Source organism: Winogradskyella sp. (assembly GCF_045105575.1).
Classification (GTDB): domain Bacteria; phylum Bacteroidota; class Bacteroidia; order Flavobacteriales; family Flavobacteriaceae; genus Winogradskyella.
In genome coordinates, this window is record NZ_JBGCDQ010000031.1 from 51,928 (window position 1) to 69,060 (window position 17,133).

General features: G+C 34.4%; 11 protein-coding genes. 7 read left to right on the forward strand and 4 right to left on the reverse strand.

The window, feature by feature from the left end; all coding sequences use genetic code 11:
* Window positions 1-45: 45 nt before the first annotated feature.
* From AB8B52_RS08355 to hemH, 3 genes are read right to left on the reverse strand one after another with little or no spacing between them, the layout of a single operon-like run.
* Window positions 46-3,132, reverse strand: coding sequence for a glycosyl hydrolase (locus tag AB8B52_RS08355; RefSeq protein ID WP_406027060.1), 3,087 nt, complete (start codon window positions 3,130-3,132; stop codon window positions 46-48).
* 46 nt (window positions 3,133-3,178) lie between these two features.
* Complete coding sequence (locus tag AB8B52_RS08360) at window positions 3,179-4,534, reverse strand: MATE family efflux transporter (protein ID WP_406027062.1); 1,356 nt, start codon at window positions 4,532-4,534, stop codon at window positions 3,179-3,181.
* Window positions 4,534-5,571: a ferrochelatase gene (gene hemH / locus AB8B52_RS08365; protein ID WP_406027064.1), complete on the reverse strand. Its 1,038-nt coding sequence runs from the start codon at window positions 5,569-5,571 to the stop codon at window positions 4,534-4,536. The genes AB8B52_RS08360 and hemH overlap by 1 nt, the downstream gene beginning before the upstream one ends.
* A 258-nt stretch (window positions 5,572-5,829) precedes the next feature.
* On the opposite strand from hemH, the gene AB8B52_RS08370 reads away from it, so the two are divergent.
* Window positions 5,830-9,336 carry a TraB/GumN family protein gene (locus tag AB8B52_RS08370; RefSeq protein ID WP_406027066.1) on the forward strand — a complete coding sequence of 1,169 codons (3,507 nt, stop codon included), beginning with the start codon at window positions 5,830-5,832 and terminating at the stop codon, window positions 9,334-9,336.
* Window positions 9,337-9,571: 235 nt separating this feature from the next.
* Window positions 9,572-9,715 (forward strand): hypothetical protein, encoded by a 144-nt coding sequence (locus AB8B52_RS08375; RefSeq protein ID WP_406027068.1) that lies wholly within the window; start codon window positions 9,572-9,574, stop codon window positions 9,713-9,715.
* Between the two features lie 20 nt (window positions 9,716-9,735).
* On the opposite strand, the gene AB8B52_RS08380 is transcribed toward AB8B52_RS08375, so the two are convergent.
* Window positions 9,736-10,635, reverse strand: coding sequence for a helix-turn-helix transcriptional regulator (locus tag AB8B52_RS08380; protein WP_406027070.1), 900 nt, complete (start codon window positions 10,633-10,635; stop codon window positions 9,736-9,738).
* Between the two features lie 201 nt (window positions 10,636-10,836).
* Here AB8B52_RS08380 and hemA point away from each other — a divergent pair, with 201 nt between their 5' ends.
* The 5 genes from hemA (at window position 10,837) to AB8B52_RS08405 (ending at window position 16,356) form a co-directional block, all read left to right on the forward strand.
* On the forward strand, window positions 10,837-12,084 hold the full coding sequence (gene hemA, locus AB8B52_RS08385; RefSeq protein ID WP_406027072.1) for a glutamyl-tRNA reductase: 1,248 nt from the start codon (window positions 10,837-10,839) through the stop codon (window positions 12,082-12,084).
* Window positions 12,077-13,657, forward strand: a complete 1,581-nt coding sequence (hemC, locus tag AB8B52_RS08390) for a hydroxymethylbilane synthase (protein ID WP_406027074.1) — start codon at window positions 12,077-12,079, stop codon at window positions 13,655-13,657. Before hemA ends, hemC begins: the two co-directional genes overlap by 8 nt.
* A 230-nt stretch (window positions 13,658-13,887) precedes the next feature.
* Entirely contained in the window at window positions 13,888-14,949 is a 1,062-nt protein-coding gene (gene hemE, locus AB8B52_RS08395) for a uroporphyrinogen decarboxylase (RefSeq protein ID WP_406027076.1), read from the forward strand.
* Window positions 14,950-15,027: 78 nt separating this feature from the next.
* Window positions 15,028-15,807, forward strand: coding sequence for an EI24 domain-containing protein (locus tag AB8B52_RS08400; protein ID WP_406027078.1), 780 nt, complete (start codon window positions 15,028-15,030; stop codon window positions 15,805-15,807).
* A gap of 3 nt (window positions 15,808-15,810) precedes the next feature.
* Window positions 15,811-16,356 carry a GNAT family N-acetyltransferase gene (locus AB8B52_RS08405; RefSeq protein ID WP_406027080.1) on the forward strand — a complete coding sequence of 182 codons (546 nt, stop codon included), beginning with the start codon at window positions 15,811-15,813 and terminating at the stop codon, window positions 16,354-16,356.
* Window positions 16,357-17,133 lie beyond the last annotated feature (777 nt).

Genomic DNA, 17,133 nt, shown 5'->3' on the forward strand with positions numbered 1-17,133 from the left:
CAGGTTTTGAAAACCTGTGAGGTCTCTGTACTAGATAAGACATTTCTAATCCTCAACAAATAAATAATTTAACTGCTTCGCATTAAACGCAGCATTAAACGCTTTTACCTCATCATTCAAAATGGTATTAAACGCTTTTAATTGCGTTTCTATTTTTGCCGATAACTCATTTTTTACAGCAATGTCTTGTTCGGTTGGTGCAAAATCTCCCATTCGCACTAACGAATTTAAATGCCCTAATTTATTAGTTAATCGAATCGGAAAGTTTAAAGGATCTTGCCCACTTCTGTTTTGGGTTTGGTAGAGTTCCTTCTCAATAGTAGAAAGTTGCGCTTCTAAAGCTTTTGCTTTTTCAACCAATTCTTTTACAGTTTCATCATCCTTATATTGTTTTTGAAATGCTCCAAGTTGTTTGTTGACTGCTCGTATTTTTTTGATGGATTGGTGTGCATCATCCATGGTTTTATTCACGTCTTCAATAAAATCGAATTGCTTTTGCATATCGGCTTGCGTGCTTTCTGCTCTAGGATCTGCTAAAATTGTAAAGGGTTGCGCTTGTTGGTTTCCATTTACATTTAAACTCACTTTATAGGTTCCTGAAATAGCCTTTGGACCATCTAAACTTGCCCACCACAAAATCATACCGTCTAACTTTTCTGCGCCATCATACGTCATGTCCCAAACAAATTGATTGGCTCCTTTCTTAACTTTTAGTTTGTTCTTTTTATCTGAAGTTGAAAAGGTCTTAATCGTATCTCCTTTAGTATCAAAATAGGTTAAGGATACGTTATCGTCTTCTTTTAAATCTTTCAAATTGAAATACGTCATCACACCGTTAGGATGGTTGGTTCCATTCGTTTTACTTCCTTTTCTACTTCCACCTCGCATTCTGTAGGTGTCTTTTGGTTGAAACAACAGGTTTTTACTTAAATCTGCATCGTATAATTGGTGAATCACAGATAAATCATCAATCATCCAAAGGCTTCTTCCTTGTGTTGCTACAATGAGATTATTATCTTTAATCGTTACATCTGTAATAGGCACAATTGGTAAATTGAGTTGAAACGGTTTCCAGTCTTTACCGTCATTAAACGATATATACATGCCTGTTTCGGTACCAGCATATAATAAGCCTTTTCGTTTTGGGTCTTCTCTCAGGACTCTTGTAAAGTGCTCTTCGTTGATGCCGTTGGTTATTTTCGTCCAGCTCTTTCCGTAGTTAGTGGTTTTGTATAAGTAAGGTGCAAAATCGCCAGTTTTGTATTTTGTTCCGGCAACGTAGCAGGTGCCTTCATCAAACGCACTTGGTTCAATGCTGTTAATCATCATCCATTCTGGCATACCTTTAGGTGTCACATCGGTCCATGTTTTTCCTCCGTCTTGCGTGACATTAATTAAACCATCATCACTACCAACCCAAAGTAAGCCTTCTTTTAATGGTGATTCGTTGGCTGCGAAAATGGTACAATAATATTCTACTGACGTATTATCTTGCGTAATTGGACCACCTGATGATTTTAATTTTTCAGGATCATTTCGCGTTAAATCCGGACTAATAATATCCCAAGATTGGCCTTCATTTTCAGTAACATGCACGTGTTGCGAAAAGGTGTATAATCGGTTTGGATTGTGTCTCGAAAATATAATCGGGAAATTCCACTGAAAGCGATATTTCATACCTTCTGCTCCGTGACCCATTGGGTTATCTGGCCAAACATTTATGGCTCTAACCGTTCCTGTTTTGTGATTTTTTCGCGTTAAAAAGCCATCGTAACTGCCACCATAAACAATATCATTATCTTTTGGATCTACCGCAATATGAGCAGATTCACCTCCAGCCGTGCTTTCCCAATCATCTTCTGTGATGGCACTTCCATCGGTTCTGTGGGGAATTCTAATGGTTGAATTATCTTGTTGCGCCACATAAATTCGGTATGGAAATGCATTATCTGTGGTTACTCTGTAAAACTGCGAGGTGGGTTGATTGTAGTACGTACTCCATGTCTCGCCACCATCGTAAGTGACTTGTGCTCCACCATCGTCTCCAATAATCATGCGTTTTGGATCTTCTGGTGCAATCCATAAATCGTGATGATCTCCGTGAGGTGCATTATACGTGTTGAAATTTTTACCTCCATCTGTACTTTTATGGTAACGTACATTTAATACATAAACGGTATTGACATCTTCCGTATCTGCATAAAGTCGTGTGTAATACCAAGCACGTTGACGCAATTTACGTTCGCTATTGACTTGCGTCCATGTGTCGCCACCATCATCACTTCGGTATAAGCCACCTTTATCTTTATTTTCTATAATCGACCAAATGCGTTGGCTATTTAAAGGTGAAACTGTAACTCCAATAATTCCTAAAGTGCCTTCAGGAAATCCTTTGTTGGTTGAAATTTCCGTCCATGTTTCACCACTATCGGTACTTTTCCATAAGGCAGAACCTTCTCCACCAGAATTTAAACTGTATGGTGTTCTGTTGATGCGCCAAGTAGAGGCATACAACACTCTTGGGTTTGTAGGATCCATAATTAAATCGACAACACCAGCATGTGCGTTTGAGAATAAAGTTTTCTTCCACGTTTTTCCTCCATCAATACTTTTATAAACTCCACGTTCTTCTGTGGGCTTGTAAAGATTACCCATAACACCTGCGTAAACAATATTATGATTTGTAGGATGCACCGCAATACGTGGCACATGTCTTGAGTTTTTTAATCCTGAGGCTTTCCATGTTTTACCAGCATCTTCACTTTTCCAAATACCGTAACCTGAAGAGACATTTCCTCTTACGGTTTTTTCACCACCACCTACATAAATTACATTAGGATCGCTTTTAGAAACGGTTATGGCACCAATACTTCCGCCAAAAAAGCCATCTGAAATATTTTCCCATTGACGACCTCCGTTGGTTGTTTTCCAAATACCACCTCCTGTGGCTCCAAAATAATACAAATTAGGTTGATTTGGCACTCCGGTTACTGCAGCACTTCGTCCTCCTCTAAAAGGTCCCAAAAGGCGATACTCCAAGGCATCGTAATCGGATTCTTGAAAATTTTGTGCTTGCAAGTTTAAGCTGAAAAAAGAGAATAGTAAAACTGAAATAATGGATAAAGATTTCATATTGAAAAGTGGTTGGTTAATCAATCTTAAAATTACGGATTATATCTTATTTATCTGCTTTGGTCAATAAATTTAACTTTACCTCACGATGTAAAAAGTAAGCGGTTACCACTGTTGAAAGTACATCTGAAATTGGAAATGCAATCCAAATGCCTAATTCCCCAAAATATAAAGGTAAAATATACATTAACGGAATAAAGAAAATGGCTTGTCTTGTCAGTGTTAATATAAGTGCTGGCAACGCTTTACCAACAGCCTGAAAATAGGCAGCACCAATTAATTGTAAGGCCAAAATTGGTACAGCTGCAAAAGCCAGTCGCATATTGTTTGGCGTCATATTTATCACATCGACATCTGTTGTAAACCATTTGGTAATAACTTCAGGAAACAGCATTAGACTCACAAATACAATCGTTGCTAAAATACTGGCATATTTAATGGCTGTAAATATGGATTCTTTAACGCGTTCATATTGATTTGACCCATAGTTATAACCTGCAATAGGAATAAAACCTTGTGTAATGCCATAAATCGGAAATAATGCAAACATGCTCAATCTCCCAATAATAGCATATGCGGTTACAGACGTTTCACCTCCAAAATTAAAAAGTGCATTGTTGACTAATAAAAACGTTACACTAACCACCGCTTGTCTGGTTAATGTTACAAAACCTAACGACCCAATTTCTGAAACAATAATTTTATCTAATGCAAAATGAGAACTGTTGATTTTTAATTCTGAATTTTTAGATAAAAAATACCAAAATATAAACACAAACGACACAATATAAGAACCCGTTGTAGCCCAAGCTGCTCCTGCCATTCCGTAATCCAAAACATTGATAAATAGATAATCTAATACTAAATTCCCAACGGACGGAATCATCATGGCATACATGGCAAATTTCGGTTTTCCTTCTGCTCTAATAACGGTATTTCCCATCATAACGAAGCCTAAAACAGGAACTCCATAAAGAATGATTTCGTAATAAATTTTTGCAGGCTCAAAAATGTTGCCCTTTCCACCAAAAGCAGGAATTAGAGTATCTACAAAATACAATCCAAATATGGCGAATGACACGGTGAATAAAAACGTTAGCGTCAATTGATTTCCAAACGTTTTAAGCGCTTTTACCTTATTATCAGCACCTAAAGCTCGCGATATGATGGAAGAACCTCCAATACCAATGGCCATACCCAAAGCCGCAATAAAAAACGACACAGGCAATACCACGTTTATGGCTGCAATGGCTGTAGAACCAATCCAATTGCCAACAAAAATAGTATCAACTAAGATGTTAAGAGACATCACCAAAATACCAATAGATGCTGGTACGGCTTGTTTAATCAGTAATTTACCGATAGGTTCAGTGCCTAAATCTTGAGATGCTATTTTTGCCATTAAGCCGTTACTGATGCTTCAGTATGCGCCCATTCTTCAACCATATTAGTAAGTACTTGTGCAAAATCTTCACGCTCATTAAGACATGGAATCACTGTAAATTCCTTACCTCCTACTTCGTGAAAAATTTCTTCGCCTTCCATCGCAATTTCTTCCAAAGTCTCTAAACAATCGCTTACAAAAGCAGGTGTTACAATCGCCATTTTTTTGGTTCCTGCCTTACCCATTTTTTCAATAGTTCTGTCTGTGTACGGTGTTAACCATGGATCAAAACCTAATCGCGATTGAAACGTAGTAGAATACGTTCCGTTTTTTAAACCTAGTTTTTTAGCCACGTTTACTGTCGTAATCTCACATTGGTGACGGTAACAAAATTCGTGTTGCTCACTGCCCTTTTTAAAACAGCACTTGCCATCCATTTTGCAGTTGCCTTTTGTAACGTCACTTTTACGAATGTGACGTTCTGGAACTCCATGATAACTAAATAAAATGTGTTCGTAATCTAATGTATCTAGGGTTTCACCAATACTTTTAGAAAGTACGTTTATATAATCTTCGCGCTTATAAAACGCAGCAGTTCTTGTAATGGTTACATTTGGAAAATGCGCTGCCACCAATTCATCTATTTTTACATCAATAGTTTCTGTGGTTGCCATCGCAAATTGTGGATATAAAGGAATTGTTTTGATTTCTGTACACCCTTTATCAACCAATTCTTGCAAGCCGTTTTTAATCGTCATACTTCCGTAACGCATGGCTAATGCCACAGGATATTCTACTTTTTCTTGTACTTTTTCTTGAAGTCTTTCAGATAATACAATTAATGGCGAACCGTCTTCCCACCAAATCTTTTTATAAGCTTTAGCCGATTGCTTTGGTCTTGTATTTAGAATAATTCCTTTTACTAAAAGCGTGCGTGCCCAAAGTGGCACATCGATAACGCGCTCATCCATTAAGAATTCACCTAAGTACTTTTTTACATCCTTTGGTTCTGGACTATCTGGCGAGCCCAAATTGACTAATAAAATTCCTTTCATGCTGAATTTATTTCAGTATCTCATAATAGATACTTTTAATTTCCATTTTCAAAAACAAAAATACAACTCTAAATAGAATAGTTGACCATCGTTAACATCGATTTTAGTTATGCTACCATCAGCAAATATTTTACGTCTTTTTAAGTTATAGAACTAACAACCGACTCATCTGACAAGGATTTCTTTTAGAGTTTAACGGATTCTTAAGTACTATTTCTAAGAATTAAATATCTTTACAAGCCTTGATGAACTGTTAATATGAAAAAAAGTCTCTTTATACTCTCTACCCTCATTACCATAACCGCTTTCTCACAACAAAAATATCAGAGTTTACTTTGGGAAATTACCGGAAATGGACTCGAAAAGGCCTCTTATCTTTACGGCACAATGCATGTTAGTAAAAAGGTCGCCTTTCGCTTAGATGATGTATTCTACAAAGCTTTAAATGAAAGTGAGTGCATTGCATTAGAATCTGACCCTACCACTTGGCCTGGTTTTAATTATGATATGATGCTGAATCAGATGGCATCTTACAATAATTACAGTAGTGATTTTTACACCAACCTCTTTAAATTATCGCATCCTGAAGAAATGGCGATTAGAAGTTCTATAAGAATGGATAATAATGCCGTTAATGCCTACTTGTACAGAAAAAGTAATTCTTCAGATAATTTTGAAGAAGAAACGTATTTAGACATGTTTATTTTTCAAGCTGGAAAGAAAAACAATAAAAAGATATATGGTTTAGAAGATTTAGCAGAGTCGCGATATTTAACAACCAAAGCAGCCTACAATGCTAATAAAAAAGAAGTCGATCCTTGGGTGCAAAAATTATATGCTAAAGAGAATGCGTATTTAATTCAAGAAAACTTATATCGCGACAGAAATTTAGACCTGTTAGATTCTATTGGAGCTGGAGTAAATACTAAATTTTACAGAGAAAATATGCTATTTATTCGTAATGAAAACATGGTAATTTCTCTCGAAGAATTAATGCCTACTAAATCTGTTTTTGCTGGTGTTGGTGCTGCGCATTTGCCTGGTGAACAAGGTATGATTAATATGTTGCGACAAAGAGGCTACAAGGTGAAATCTCTAACGTCTAAACAAACAGATTACAGCAAAACTGAAAAGATAAAACTCGATAGCTTATTTGTAAATCCGGAATTGCAATTACACCAATCACCTGATGGATTTATGAGCTTAAACACTTACGATACCTTACGTGAGTTTTCGTACGGTGGACAGAAGTATTACTTAGATCCAGACATGACAAATGGTGCCTATTTAACCATTAACAGAATTAGTCGTTTTATCTATTTACCCAACGAAAAAGAACCGATTACACTAAAAGAAATTGATCATCTATTATACGAAGACATTCCTGGTGATATCATTAAAAAAGAAACACTAACAACGCCTTATCCAGGCATTAGTATTGTAAATAAAACGAAAAAAGGAGAGTTTCAAAAATATCATATTTACCAAACACCTTTAGAAATTATTATAATCAAATTTGCCGGTCGTAGTGATTTTGTATTGAAACATGAAGCTGAAATTTTTAACTCTGTGCGTTTGAAACGTCCGTCTGATAGTTCAAAATTATTAGTGTCGCCAAATAAAAAGTTTCAAGTTAATTTCCCTGAATACTATGTTTCTAGTAACATGCATAATTACGGCAAAAAATTATTAGAAGGCTATAAAAATGAGGCCTATTATTTTGTGCAAGAAGCGGTTTTAAATGACATTACCTATATCGAAGAAGACAGTTTTGAGGCTAAATATTTTCATCATGCCTTATATAAAAACTACAAGTTAACTGAAGCTAACGGAGGTTTTAAAGCAGGTGATTATAAAACGTATGAATCTTATGCTGTGTTAGATTCAGTAGCCAACAAAAATTTACATCTTAAAACTATTGTAAAAGATGGCAGCTACTATTTACTTGGTTATGTAGGCACAAATACAACAGACAAGACATCATTTTTTAAATCCTTTAAATTCAACAAAACAGATTACAAAGGTTTTGAAAAAGTAATAGATACGTCATTGCATTTTAGGGTTAAAACTATAGGCAAAGCACCTGCACCAAATCCATATAATTATGGGAGTAATAAAAAACCCAAAGCCTACGAACAAACCCTAAAAGAAACGAAGTACACTACTGACGCTAATGAAGAAATTATGATCTCTAGAACTAAGTTTCATGATTTGCAAATGTTTCATTCTGTGGATAGCCTCTGGAAAAACTTAGAAAACAAAGTAAATTATAGAGCACGTTATTATAAAGGTGAAAAAGCATTTCGTATTGCAAATCGGTCGTCTTCAAAAACAGATGATATTTATACCAATAGTTTTAGTTATACAGATTCGGCAAGTTCAAAACAAGTGTTGGTTAAGAATGTTTTAAAACAAGGAGTGCTTTTCGAATTAAAAACCTTGGTTGATTCTTTAAGTGGTCCTTCTGCTTTTGTTACTGAATTCTACGATTCATTTCAACCAAAAGACACCCTTTTAGGTAAAAACGTGTTAGATGATAAAACGCAATTATTTTTTGAAGCCTTACGCGCCAAAGACAGTATTGTTTTAGAATCTTACAATCTCATTAAGTTTAAAAAACAAAATAGTAATGAGATTGTGACGGTTCTTAAGGATTTTGAATTCGATAAAGAACGTTTAAATATAAAATCGCATCTCATAAAAAAGCTCATTGAAATAGATCTTAAAAACAACTTACCTTTTATAAAAACACTGTATCGTGAGAGTTATTCCGACCCACAGATTCAAACCACAATTTTAGAAGGCTTACTCGATTCTAATGCCAAAGCGTCTTATAAAATAGCCCTAGAGTTAATGGAGCGCGATCTACCTCTAGCCAATGTTGGAAGTATCTTTTACAATTATTACGATAAAGATTCTTTAAACCTAAAAGCTTCTCTTTTTCCTAAAATACTAGAATATGCTACAGTCACCGAATACAAACAACCTCTATATAATTTATTGGCACGCGTAAAAGATAGCGGATTTATAAAGCTCAAAACCTATTCTAAATACAAGAATCAGCTCATTAATGATGGTAAAATTGAGGTAAAACGCACCTTAGGGAATACAGATTATGGTTACAATTCTTATTCTCAAAATTTATCGACTTATGTAAGACTTATTTTTCCTTACAGAAAAGAACGTTCGGCACAAGATTTCTTTGAAAAATTACTGAATGTAGACGATAAAATAGCCTTAGCAAAATATTATGTTTTACTAACCAAAGCAGAAGAAGCTATTCCGAAAGAACTCACCGAAAAACTCTTAGAGGATAAAGAGAATCAGTACTTAATTTTAGAAAAATTAGATGAAGAAAAACTATTAACGAAACTAAAATCAATAGGCATTAGTCAACAACAATTTGCAAAATCAAAACTGTTATCTAACGCTAATTTTGAAAAAGAAAAGGACTCGATCACATTTCTATTTAAGCGAAATTTTATAACCGATAAGGGCAAAAATGCAGTGATGTATTTCTTTCAAATTGATAAAGACGATGAATATTCTGGTAAAATAGAAGCCTTACACTACATCTCATTTATAAAGCCAAAAGATCCCAATCAGTTGGTTGTCGATTTTTATTCTAAATCTGAAAACTACGGTACGTTAGTAGATAAGACAAAAGAACGTGAAGAACAATATGCAGAAATCCTAAACTTAGCGATTTATAAAGACCGTAAACGTGTAACGCCTAGTGGAGGTGGTGGGTATTATGATTATTAATATGTCTTTTAAATAATATTCATTAACCTTATTTTAAAAAAACAAAAATGGTTAGAGTAGCCACTTTAAAATAAGGTGCGTCTAGAAAGAGTATAAAACGTGTTTTAGAAAAATTAGCGGAAAACTTAGAGCCAAAAGGAATTGATGCTTATAAATTCATCGGAAAAATTGATTTAAAGAAAGATGCTTTAAGTGCACAAAAAAACCTTCGTGATGAGTGGGAATAAGCTTTTTTTTGGATACAAACATCCTACTTTATTTATTAAATGGTGCGGAAACATTAGCAGAACTGCTCAATGAAAAACAACTGTTTATATCTGTTATCACAGAATTGGAACTATTAGGCTTTCAAGGCATCACACAAAATCAGGAACTGTAATTAATTCACTATCAAAATATTTAACTCGAACCCATAATATACTTCTTAGGCGTCGTCCCAAATTTCTTTTTAAAAGCAGCAATAAAATGGCTTCCTGTACTGTAACCCACTTTTAGTCCAACTTCATTAACGTTGTAATCGCCAGACTCCAAAAGTTTACGCGCCACTTCCATTTTATAATCGAACAAAAAGCTAAATACAGAGTCACCATAAATTTGTTTAAAGCCTTCTTTTAGTTTTTTTAAGCTTAAATCTATTTGGTCGGCTAACTCTTGTAATGTTGGAGGTTCAGCCATATTAGCAATAATGATATCTTTTGCTTTTTTAAGCTTTACTACATTCACCTCATCTACCAAAAACGGACATTGTTCAATATCTGCGTCTTCACTTCTATTAAAAAACAGACTTAATAATTCATAAGCTTTTCCTTTAAAGTATAACGATTTAATGGAGCTATTTAAATTAAAACTGATTAACTGATTCAACACTACAGACATGGAAGGGTTTATACGTCCATCTTTATAGTATTTCTTATCTTTATTATCCTCTGTTAAAAAAGTGACGTAGTTGGCGTCTCTAGAAAATAAGGTGTGAAATTTTTTAATAGAGATGACTAAAGAGACTAACCATGAATGCGAATTTAATTCGAGATGAATCGGTAAATCGCGTTGTGGATTATATAAAAGTAAAGAGGTTTCTTCATTAATATTTAAAGTATAGGTGCCTTTATTAAATACAAACGCAGCACTGCCTTTGGTACAAAAATGAAATTGAATGTAGCTACTATCAATCTCGCGCTCTAATATTTGAACGTTATCACTATCATTCTTGCAGGTAAGTAAAAAAAAGCCGTCTTCGATATAAGTTTCATCAAAAGTACCTACAGCGATACTTTTAGAGATTGAATTTTCTAATTTCATTTCTTTCTTATTTAGATTCGTTCTAAACAAAGAGCTAAAAAACCCTTGATTTTAGTACAAAAATATGACAATTATCATGTTTTAGTAAAAAAGAATCACAAAAAACCACAATCGATACTTTAAGTTCTTCTAGCGTTGTTTTTTTGTGAATAACCGATATATTTTTGTGCTGGTTAAATTCTAAGTCAGGTAAACGAGCGAATGCAACAAAAGAGTACATATTTTTATGCTATAGGTCTCAGCTATAAAAAAGCGGATGCCGAAGTGCGTGGTCATTTTAGTCTCAGTGATACAGCAAAAGAAAATTTGCTAACTCAGGCTAAGGCTAACGGTATTGAAAGCGTATTAGTAGTTTCAACTTGTAACCGAACCGAACTTTACGGTTTTGCAGAACATCCTTATCAACTGATTCACTTGTTATGTGAAAACACCAAAGGAACGGTTGAAGAATTTCAAGAAGTTGCCTACATTCATAAAAACAAAGAAGCGATTAATCATATGTTTCGCGTGGGCTCTGGCTTAGATAGTCAGATTCTTGGTGATTTTGAAATTATAAGTCAGCTAAAATTTGGTGCCAAGGCCTCAAGAAAAGCAGGTTTACTAAATTCTTTTACAGAACGTTTGGTCAATTTTGTGATTCAAGCGAGCAAGCGGATTAAAACGGAAACCGAATTGTCCTCTGGCGCAACTTCTGTTTCCTTTGCTTCTGTTCAGTATATTATGAATACGGTTCAGAATATTAATGAAAAAAACATTTTACTCTTCGGAACTGGTAAAATAGGTCGAAATACTTGCGAAAATTTGGTAAAGCATACCAAGAATTCCCACATTACACTTATTAATAGAACTAAAGATAAAGCTGAAGAAATTGCAGGTAAATTTAACCTTATCGTTAAGGACCATAAAAATCTTCAAGAAGAAATTAACCAGTCAGACATTCTTATTGTTGCTACTGGAGCTCAAAACCCAACCGTTTATAAATCTATAATCTCAACCACGAAACCACTTTTAGTATTAGATTTATCGATTCCTAAAAACGTAAATGAAGACATTAAGGAACATTCAAACGTCACTCTAATTCATTTAGATGATTTGGCAAAAATCACAGATGAAACTTTAGAAAAACGTAAAGCCTTCATTCCTGTTGCCGAAGTTATTATTGAAGATATAAAGTCGGAATTTAACGCCTGGTTAGATACACTAAAATTTGTACCAACCATTCAGGCTATTAAGCACAAACTTAAAGGTTTTAAAGATTCTGAATTCAACACACAGCGTAAAAAATTGGCTGACTTTAATGAAGATCAGGCTGAATTAATTACCAATAACCTCATCCAGAAAATCACCAACCAATTTGCGCATCATCTTAGGGAAGACAGCGATTCTTCTGATGAAAGTATCGAGCTTATCAAAAAAATATTTCAGTTAGAAACTACCCAGAATGTCTAAAATAATTCGCATTGGCACACGCGATAGCCAGCTCGCTATGTGGCAAGCAAAAACGGTTCAGTCTCAACTTGAACATTTAGGTCATAAAACCGTTTTAGTACCTATAAAATCCACTGGAGATTTAGTTTTAGATAAACCATTATACGAATTAGGCATCACAGGTATTTTTACAAAAACTTTAGATATCGCTATGCTTAAAGGTATTATTGATATTGCGGTACATTCATTAAAAGATGTACCAACCATTTTACCAAAGGGCATTGTACAAGCCGCCGTTTTAAAACGTGGAAACACAAATGATACTTTAGTATTTAAAACCAACGAAGAGTTTTTATCTGCTAGAGAAGCCGTTATAGCAACCGGAAGTTTAAGACGAAGAGCACAATGGCTAAATCGCTATCCAACACATACCATTGTAGGTTTAAGAGGAAACGTTAATTCAAGACTAGAAAAACTTGAAACTAATGAGGATTGGAATGGTGCTATTTTCGCTGCTGCTGGTTTAGGTCGTTTAGAATTAACACCAGAAAATTCAGTCAATTTAAGTTGGATGATTCCTGCGCCTGCACAAGGAGCTGTTATGATTGCAGCCCTAAAGGCTGATGAAGAAACAAGAGCCATCTGTGCAGAAATTAATGATGAACAAACTGAAATTTGCACTTCTATTGAACGCGAATTTCTAAATCGATTAGAAGGTGGTTGTACAGCTCCGATTGGAGCATTAGCTTACGTAAACAAAACAGGAGAGCTTAATTTTAAAGGTATTCTTTTAAGTAAAGATGGGACAAAAAAAATAGAAGTTTCTAAAGTGGCTACTATTGGGAGTCATTATAATATTGCAGAATTCTGTGCCGATTATATTATTGGTAAAGGTGGCAGAATATTAATTGACGAATTAGAAAGAGGGGATAAAATCACTAATATTTATTCTACTAAAAAACTGACCAACGACCAAATTGCAATGTTTCATGAAGATGTGGTTGCTGAAAGTAATGATTCAATTAAAATCAATCCAAATCGCTTAACTAAAAGTGTGGTTAGAAATGAAATTGAAAACGTCATTATTACAAGTCAGAATGCAGTAGACGCATTACTTACCAATTTTTCAGCAGCAGAATTACAATTCAAAAATATTTATTGTGTTGGTCGAAAAACAAAGCGCATGGTTGAAAAGCGCATTGGTAAAGTAAAACATTACGAACAATACGCTAAAGATTTAGCCAAGCACTTAGTTGAATTTATAGATGGTACTGAAGTCACCTATTTCTGTAGTAATTTAAGATTAGATACCATACCAGATGTTTTATCTGAAAACCATATTAAAGTAAATGAAGTTGAAGCTTACGAAACTAAGTTTGATGCAGAAAAAGTGGATGGCGATTTAGATGGTGTTATGTTTTACAGTCCATCAACGGTTCAAAGTTTCTTAAAGCAGAACAAAGCAAAAGGGATAGCCTTTTGTATTGGAGAAACTACGGCTACTGAAGCTAAGAAGTATTTTGAAGAGGTACGTGTTGCTAACGCACCTTTGGTGGAGAGTGTGGTTGAGTTGGTTAATGCGTATTATAAATAAAGCCCATCCCAGCCTTCCCAAAGGGAAGGAGACGGAGACATAGCAGGTTTGAGGCTTTACGAAGACCTCGCAGGTCTGACAAGATTATTAACAATCAACTCAAAGACCTACTAGGTTTTTAAAACCTAGTAGGTCTGTGAATATTTTAAAATCCTGCAAGGTTTCTAAAACCTTGTAGTTATGAAAAAGAAATAATTTAATGAAATTCTCAACTTAGAGTACATTATAATATGAGCGATTCAATTAATAAGATACCTGCTTCCGCAGGCATTCGCAACGATTTATTCCTAAGAGCATTAAAAGGTGAAACCGTAGACCGTCCACCAGTATGGATGATGCGCCAAGCAGGACGTTATTTGCCTGAATTTATGGAAATAAAGGCAAAGTACGATTTCTTTACACGTTGTCAAACACCAGAATTAGCAAGTGAAATTACCGTACAACCGATTCGTCGTTACGGCATGGACGCTGCAATTTTGTTTTGTGATATTCTAGTGATTCCTCAAGCCATGAATATTGAAGTACAAATGAAGCCTAACTTTGGGCCATATTTACCAAACCCAATTCGCACCTCAAAAGATGTCGATAATGTTATTGTCCCAGATGTAAAAGACGCTTTAAGTTATGTTTACGAAGCCATAAAAGCAACTAAAGAAAAACTTAATGACGAGATTCCGTTGATTGGTTTTGCAGGTTCGCCATGGACAATTTTGTGTTATTGTGTACAAGGACAAGGCTCAAAAAACTTTGATAAGGCTAAAGAATTTTGTTTTACAAATCCTGTTGCGGCACATTTGTTATTGCAGAAAATTACAGATACAACCATTGCTTATTTAAAGGAAAAAGTGAAAGCAGGAGTTAATGCTGTTCAAGTGTTTGATTCTTGGGGAGGCATGTTATCGCCAGTTGATTATCAAGAATTTTCTTGGCAATACATTCAGCAAATCATCGATGGTTTAAAAGATGAAACACCAGTCATTGCGTTCGGAAAAGGCTGTTGGTTTGCCTTAGGCGAGATGGCAAAATCTGGAGCGTCTGCTTTAGGAGTTGACTGGACGTGCTCTGCTCGAAATGCACGTTACTTAACAGGAGGAAATATTACCTTACAAGGTAACTTTGACCCAACACGTTTGTTTTCGCCACCATCTGAAATTAAAAAGATGGTACACCAAATGATTAACGAATTTGGTAAAGACAAATACATCGTTAATTTAGGTCATGGTATTTTACCAAATATTGGTTTGGATAATGCTAAAGCGTTTATCGATGCCGTAAAAGAATATGAGTCATAAATGTTTTAGGCTCTTAACGTAACAGATAGTAACGTTATGCGTCTTGTTAATAGTAACCTTCTATTAAAAAACAAAAAGATGTTTAAAAATATACTAAAAGGACTTCAGGTTTACACAGGTGCCTACGGTTTAATTTCAAAATTAAAACTCTGGAAATACTTTGTGATACCAATGCTTATTAGTCTGGTTGTATTCTTTATGATTTTTGTTTCAGCTTATGGCCTTTCAGATAATCTTGGTGAATGGATTGCAGGTATTTGGGTTTGGGAATTCGGAAAAGCCACGTTTACAGCGATTTCAACTTTTATAAGTGGCATTGTAATTTTTGCTATTGGACTTATTTTATATAAACATATCATTATGGCATTATCATCGCCATTTATGAGTCCTGTTTCAGAAAAAATCGAAGCTTATTTTACAGGTCAACCCGCTAAGAACCATGTAAACACATCATTTACAAAACAATTACTTCGAGGTATTAGATTAAGTTTAAGAAACTTATCGCAAGAGTTATTGTTTACCCTTCCTATTTTACTCCTAAAATTTATACCTGTAGTTAATATTTTTTCAACGGCATTACTCTTTTTAGTCCAAGCGTATTATGCTGGTTTTGGCAATATGGATTACACCTTAGAACGTCATTTTAGCTATAAAGAAAGTGTGGCTTTTATTAGAAAAAATCGAGGACTCGCTATAGGTAATGGTATCGGTTTTATGTTATTGTTGCTAATTCCTATTGTAGGTGTAGTCTTAGTATTGCCTTTAAGCGTCACCTCTGCCTCAGTTATAGCTGTTGATTTACTTTACGATGACGATGATAGCATAGGCTTTGAACCCTTCGAAAAACTAAATGCCTAATTTATGATTTTGAAGTTTGATGATTTTGAAATCAATGCAGTCCATAATGGTGATGCATGGAAACTATGCAATTTTATGATTGTAAACACAGACCGTTTAAAACGTTACTTTCCTGGCACACTTGCTCAAAATTTAAATCCGACCTTATCACAGTTATTTGTTGAAGAAAAGCTGAAAAAAATTCAAAATAAAGAAGAATTTTTATTCACCATAAAACATTCAGAAACGAGAGAACTGGCAGGTGTCATTTACATCAAAGAACTCGATTGGGATAAAAAACAAGGCGAATTTGCTTATTGTATTAGTTACACTTTTAAAGGGCGAGGCTTAACGTCTAAAGCTATAAAAGAATTATCAAAATATGCCTTTAACGATTTAGGGTTAGAAACACTTCAAATCATTGCCCACAAAGATAATTTACCAAGTGTAAACGTTGCTCTTAATACTAAATTTACATGGCAAAAAACATTAAAAAATGAATTTACACCAACAGGTGAACAACCCTTAGATATGGAGTTGTATGAATTACACAGACCTAGCAGGTTTTAAAAACCTTGCAGGTCTATATTCGATCGATTAAAATAATACCATAGAAACACTTAGAGAAAGAAAATTATTAATGAGTTACAGACCTAGCAGGTTTTAAAAACCTTGCAGGTCTACATTCAATAGATTAAAATAATACCATAGAAACACTAGAAAAAAGAAATTATTAATGAGTTACAGACCTAGCAGGTTTCAAAAACCTAGCAGGTCTATATTTATTCGATTAAAATAATACGATGGAAATATTAGAGAAAGGAAATTATTACCACATTTACAATCGAGGAATTAACAGCGAATCTATTTTTAAGAATGATGAGAATATGTCCTATTTTCTGAAACTAGTCGAAAAATACCTCTATCCTAAAGCCAATATATTAGCCTATTGTTTACTAAATAATCATTTTCATTTTGCAATTGAAGTTACATCTGAAACTAAAGAAATTTCACAAGCATTTTCTAACCTATTCAACGCCTACACTAAAGCTTATAATAAGCTTAACTCAAGAACAGGAGCTCTACTCGAAAGGCCATTCAAAAGAAAACAAATTAAAGATGAAAATTATTTAAAACAGCTCATTTTATATATTCATAAAAATCCTGAAAATCATAAAATTGTCGCTGATTTTAAATCCTATGAATTTTCATCATTTCAGCATTTTTTCAACAAAAACGAAACAATTATTAGTCAAAGAAAAACATATATTATTGACCTTTTTGATAACTTGCAAAATCTTTTATTTGCACATGACAGTTCATCGAAAAATTTAGATTTTGAACATA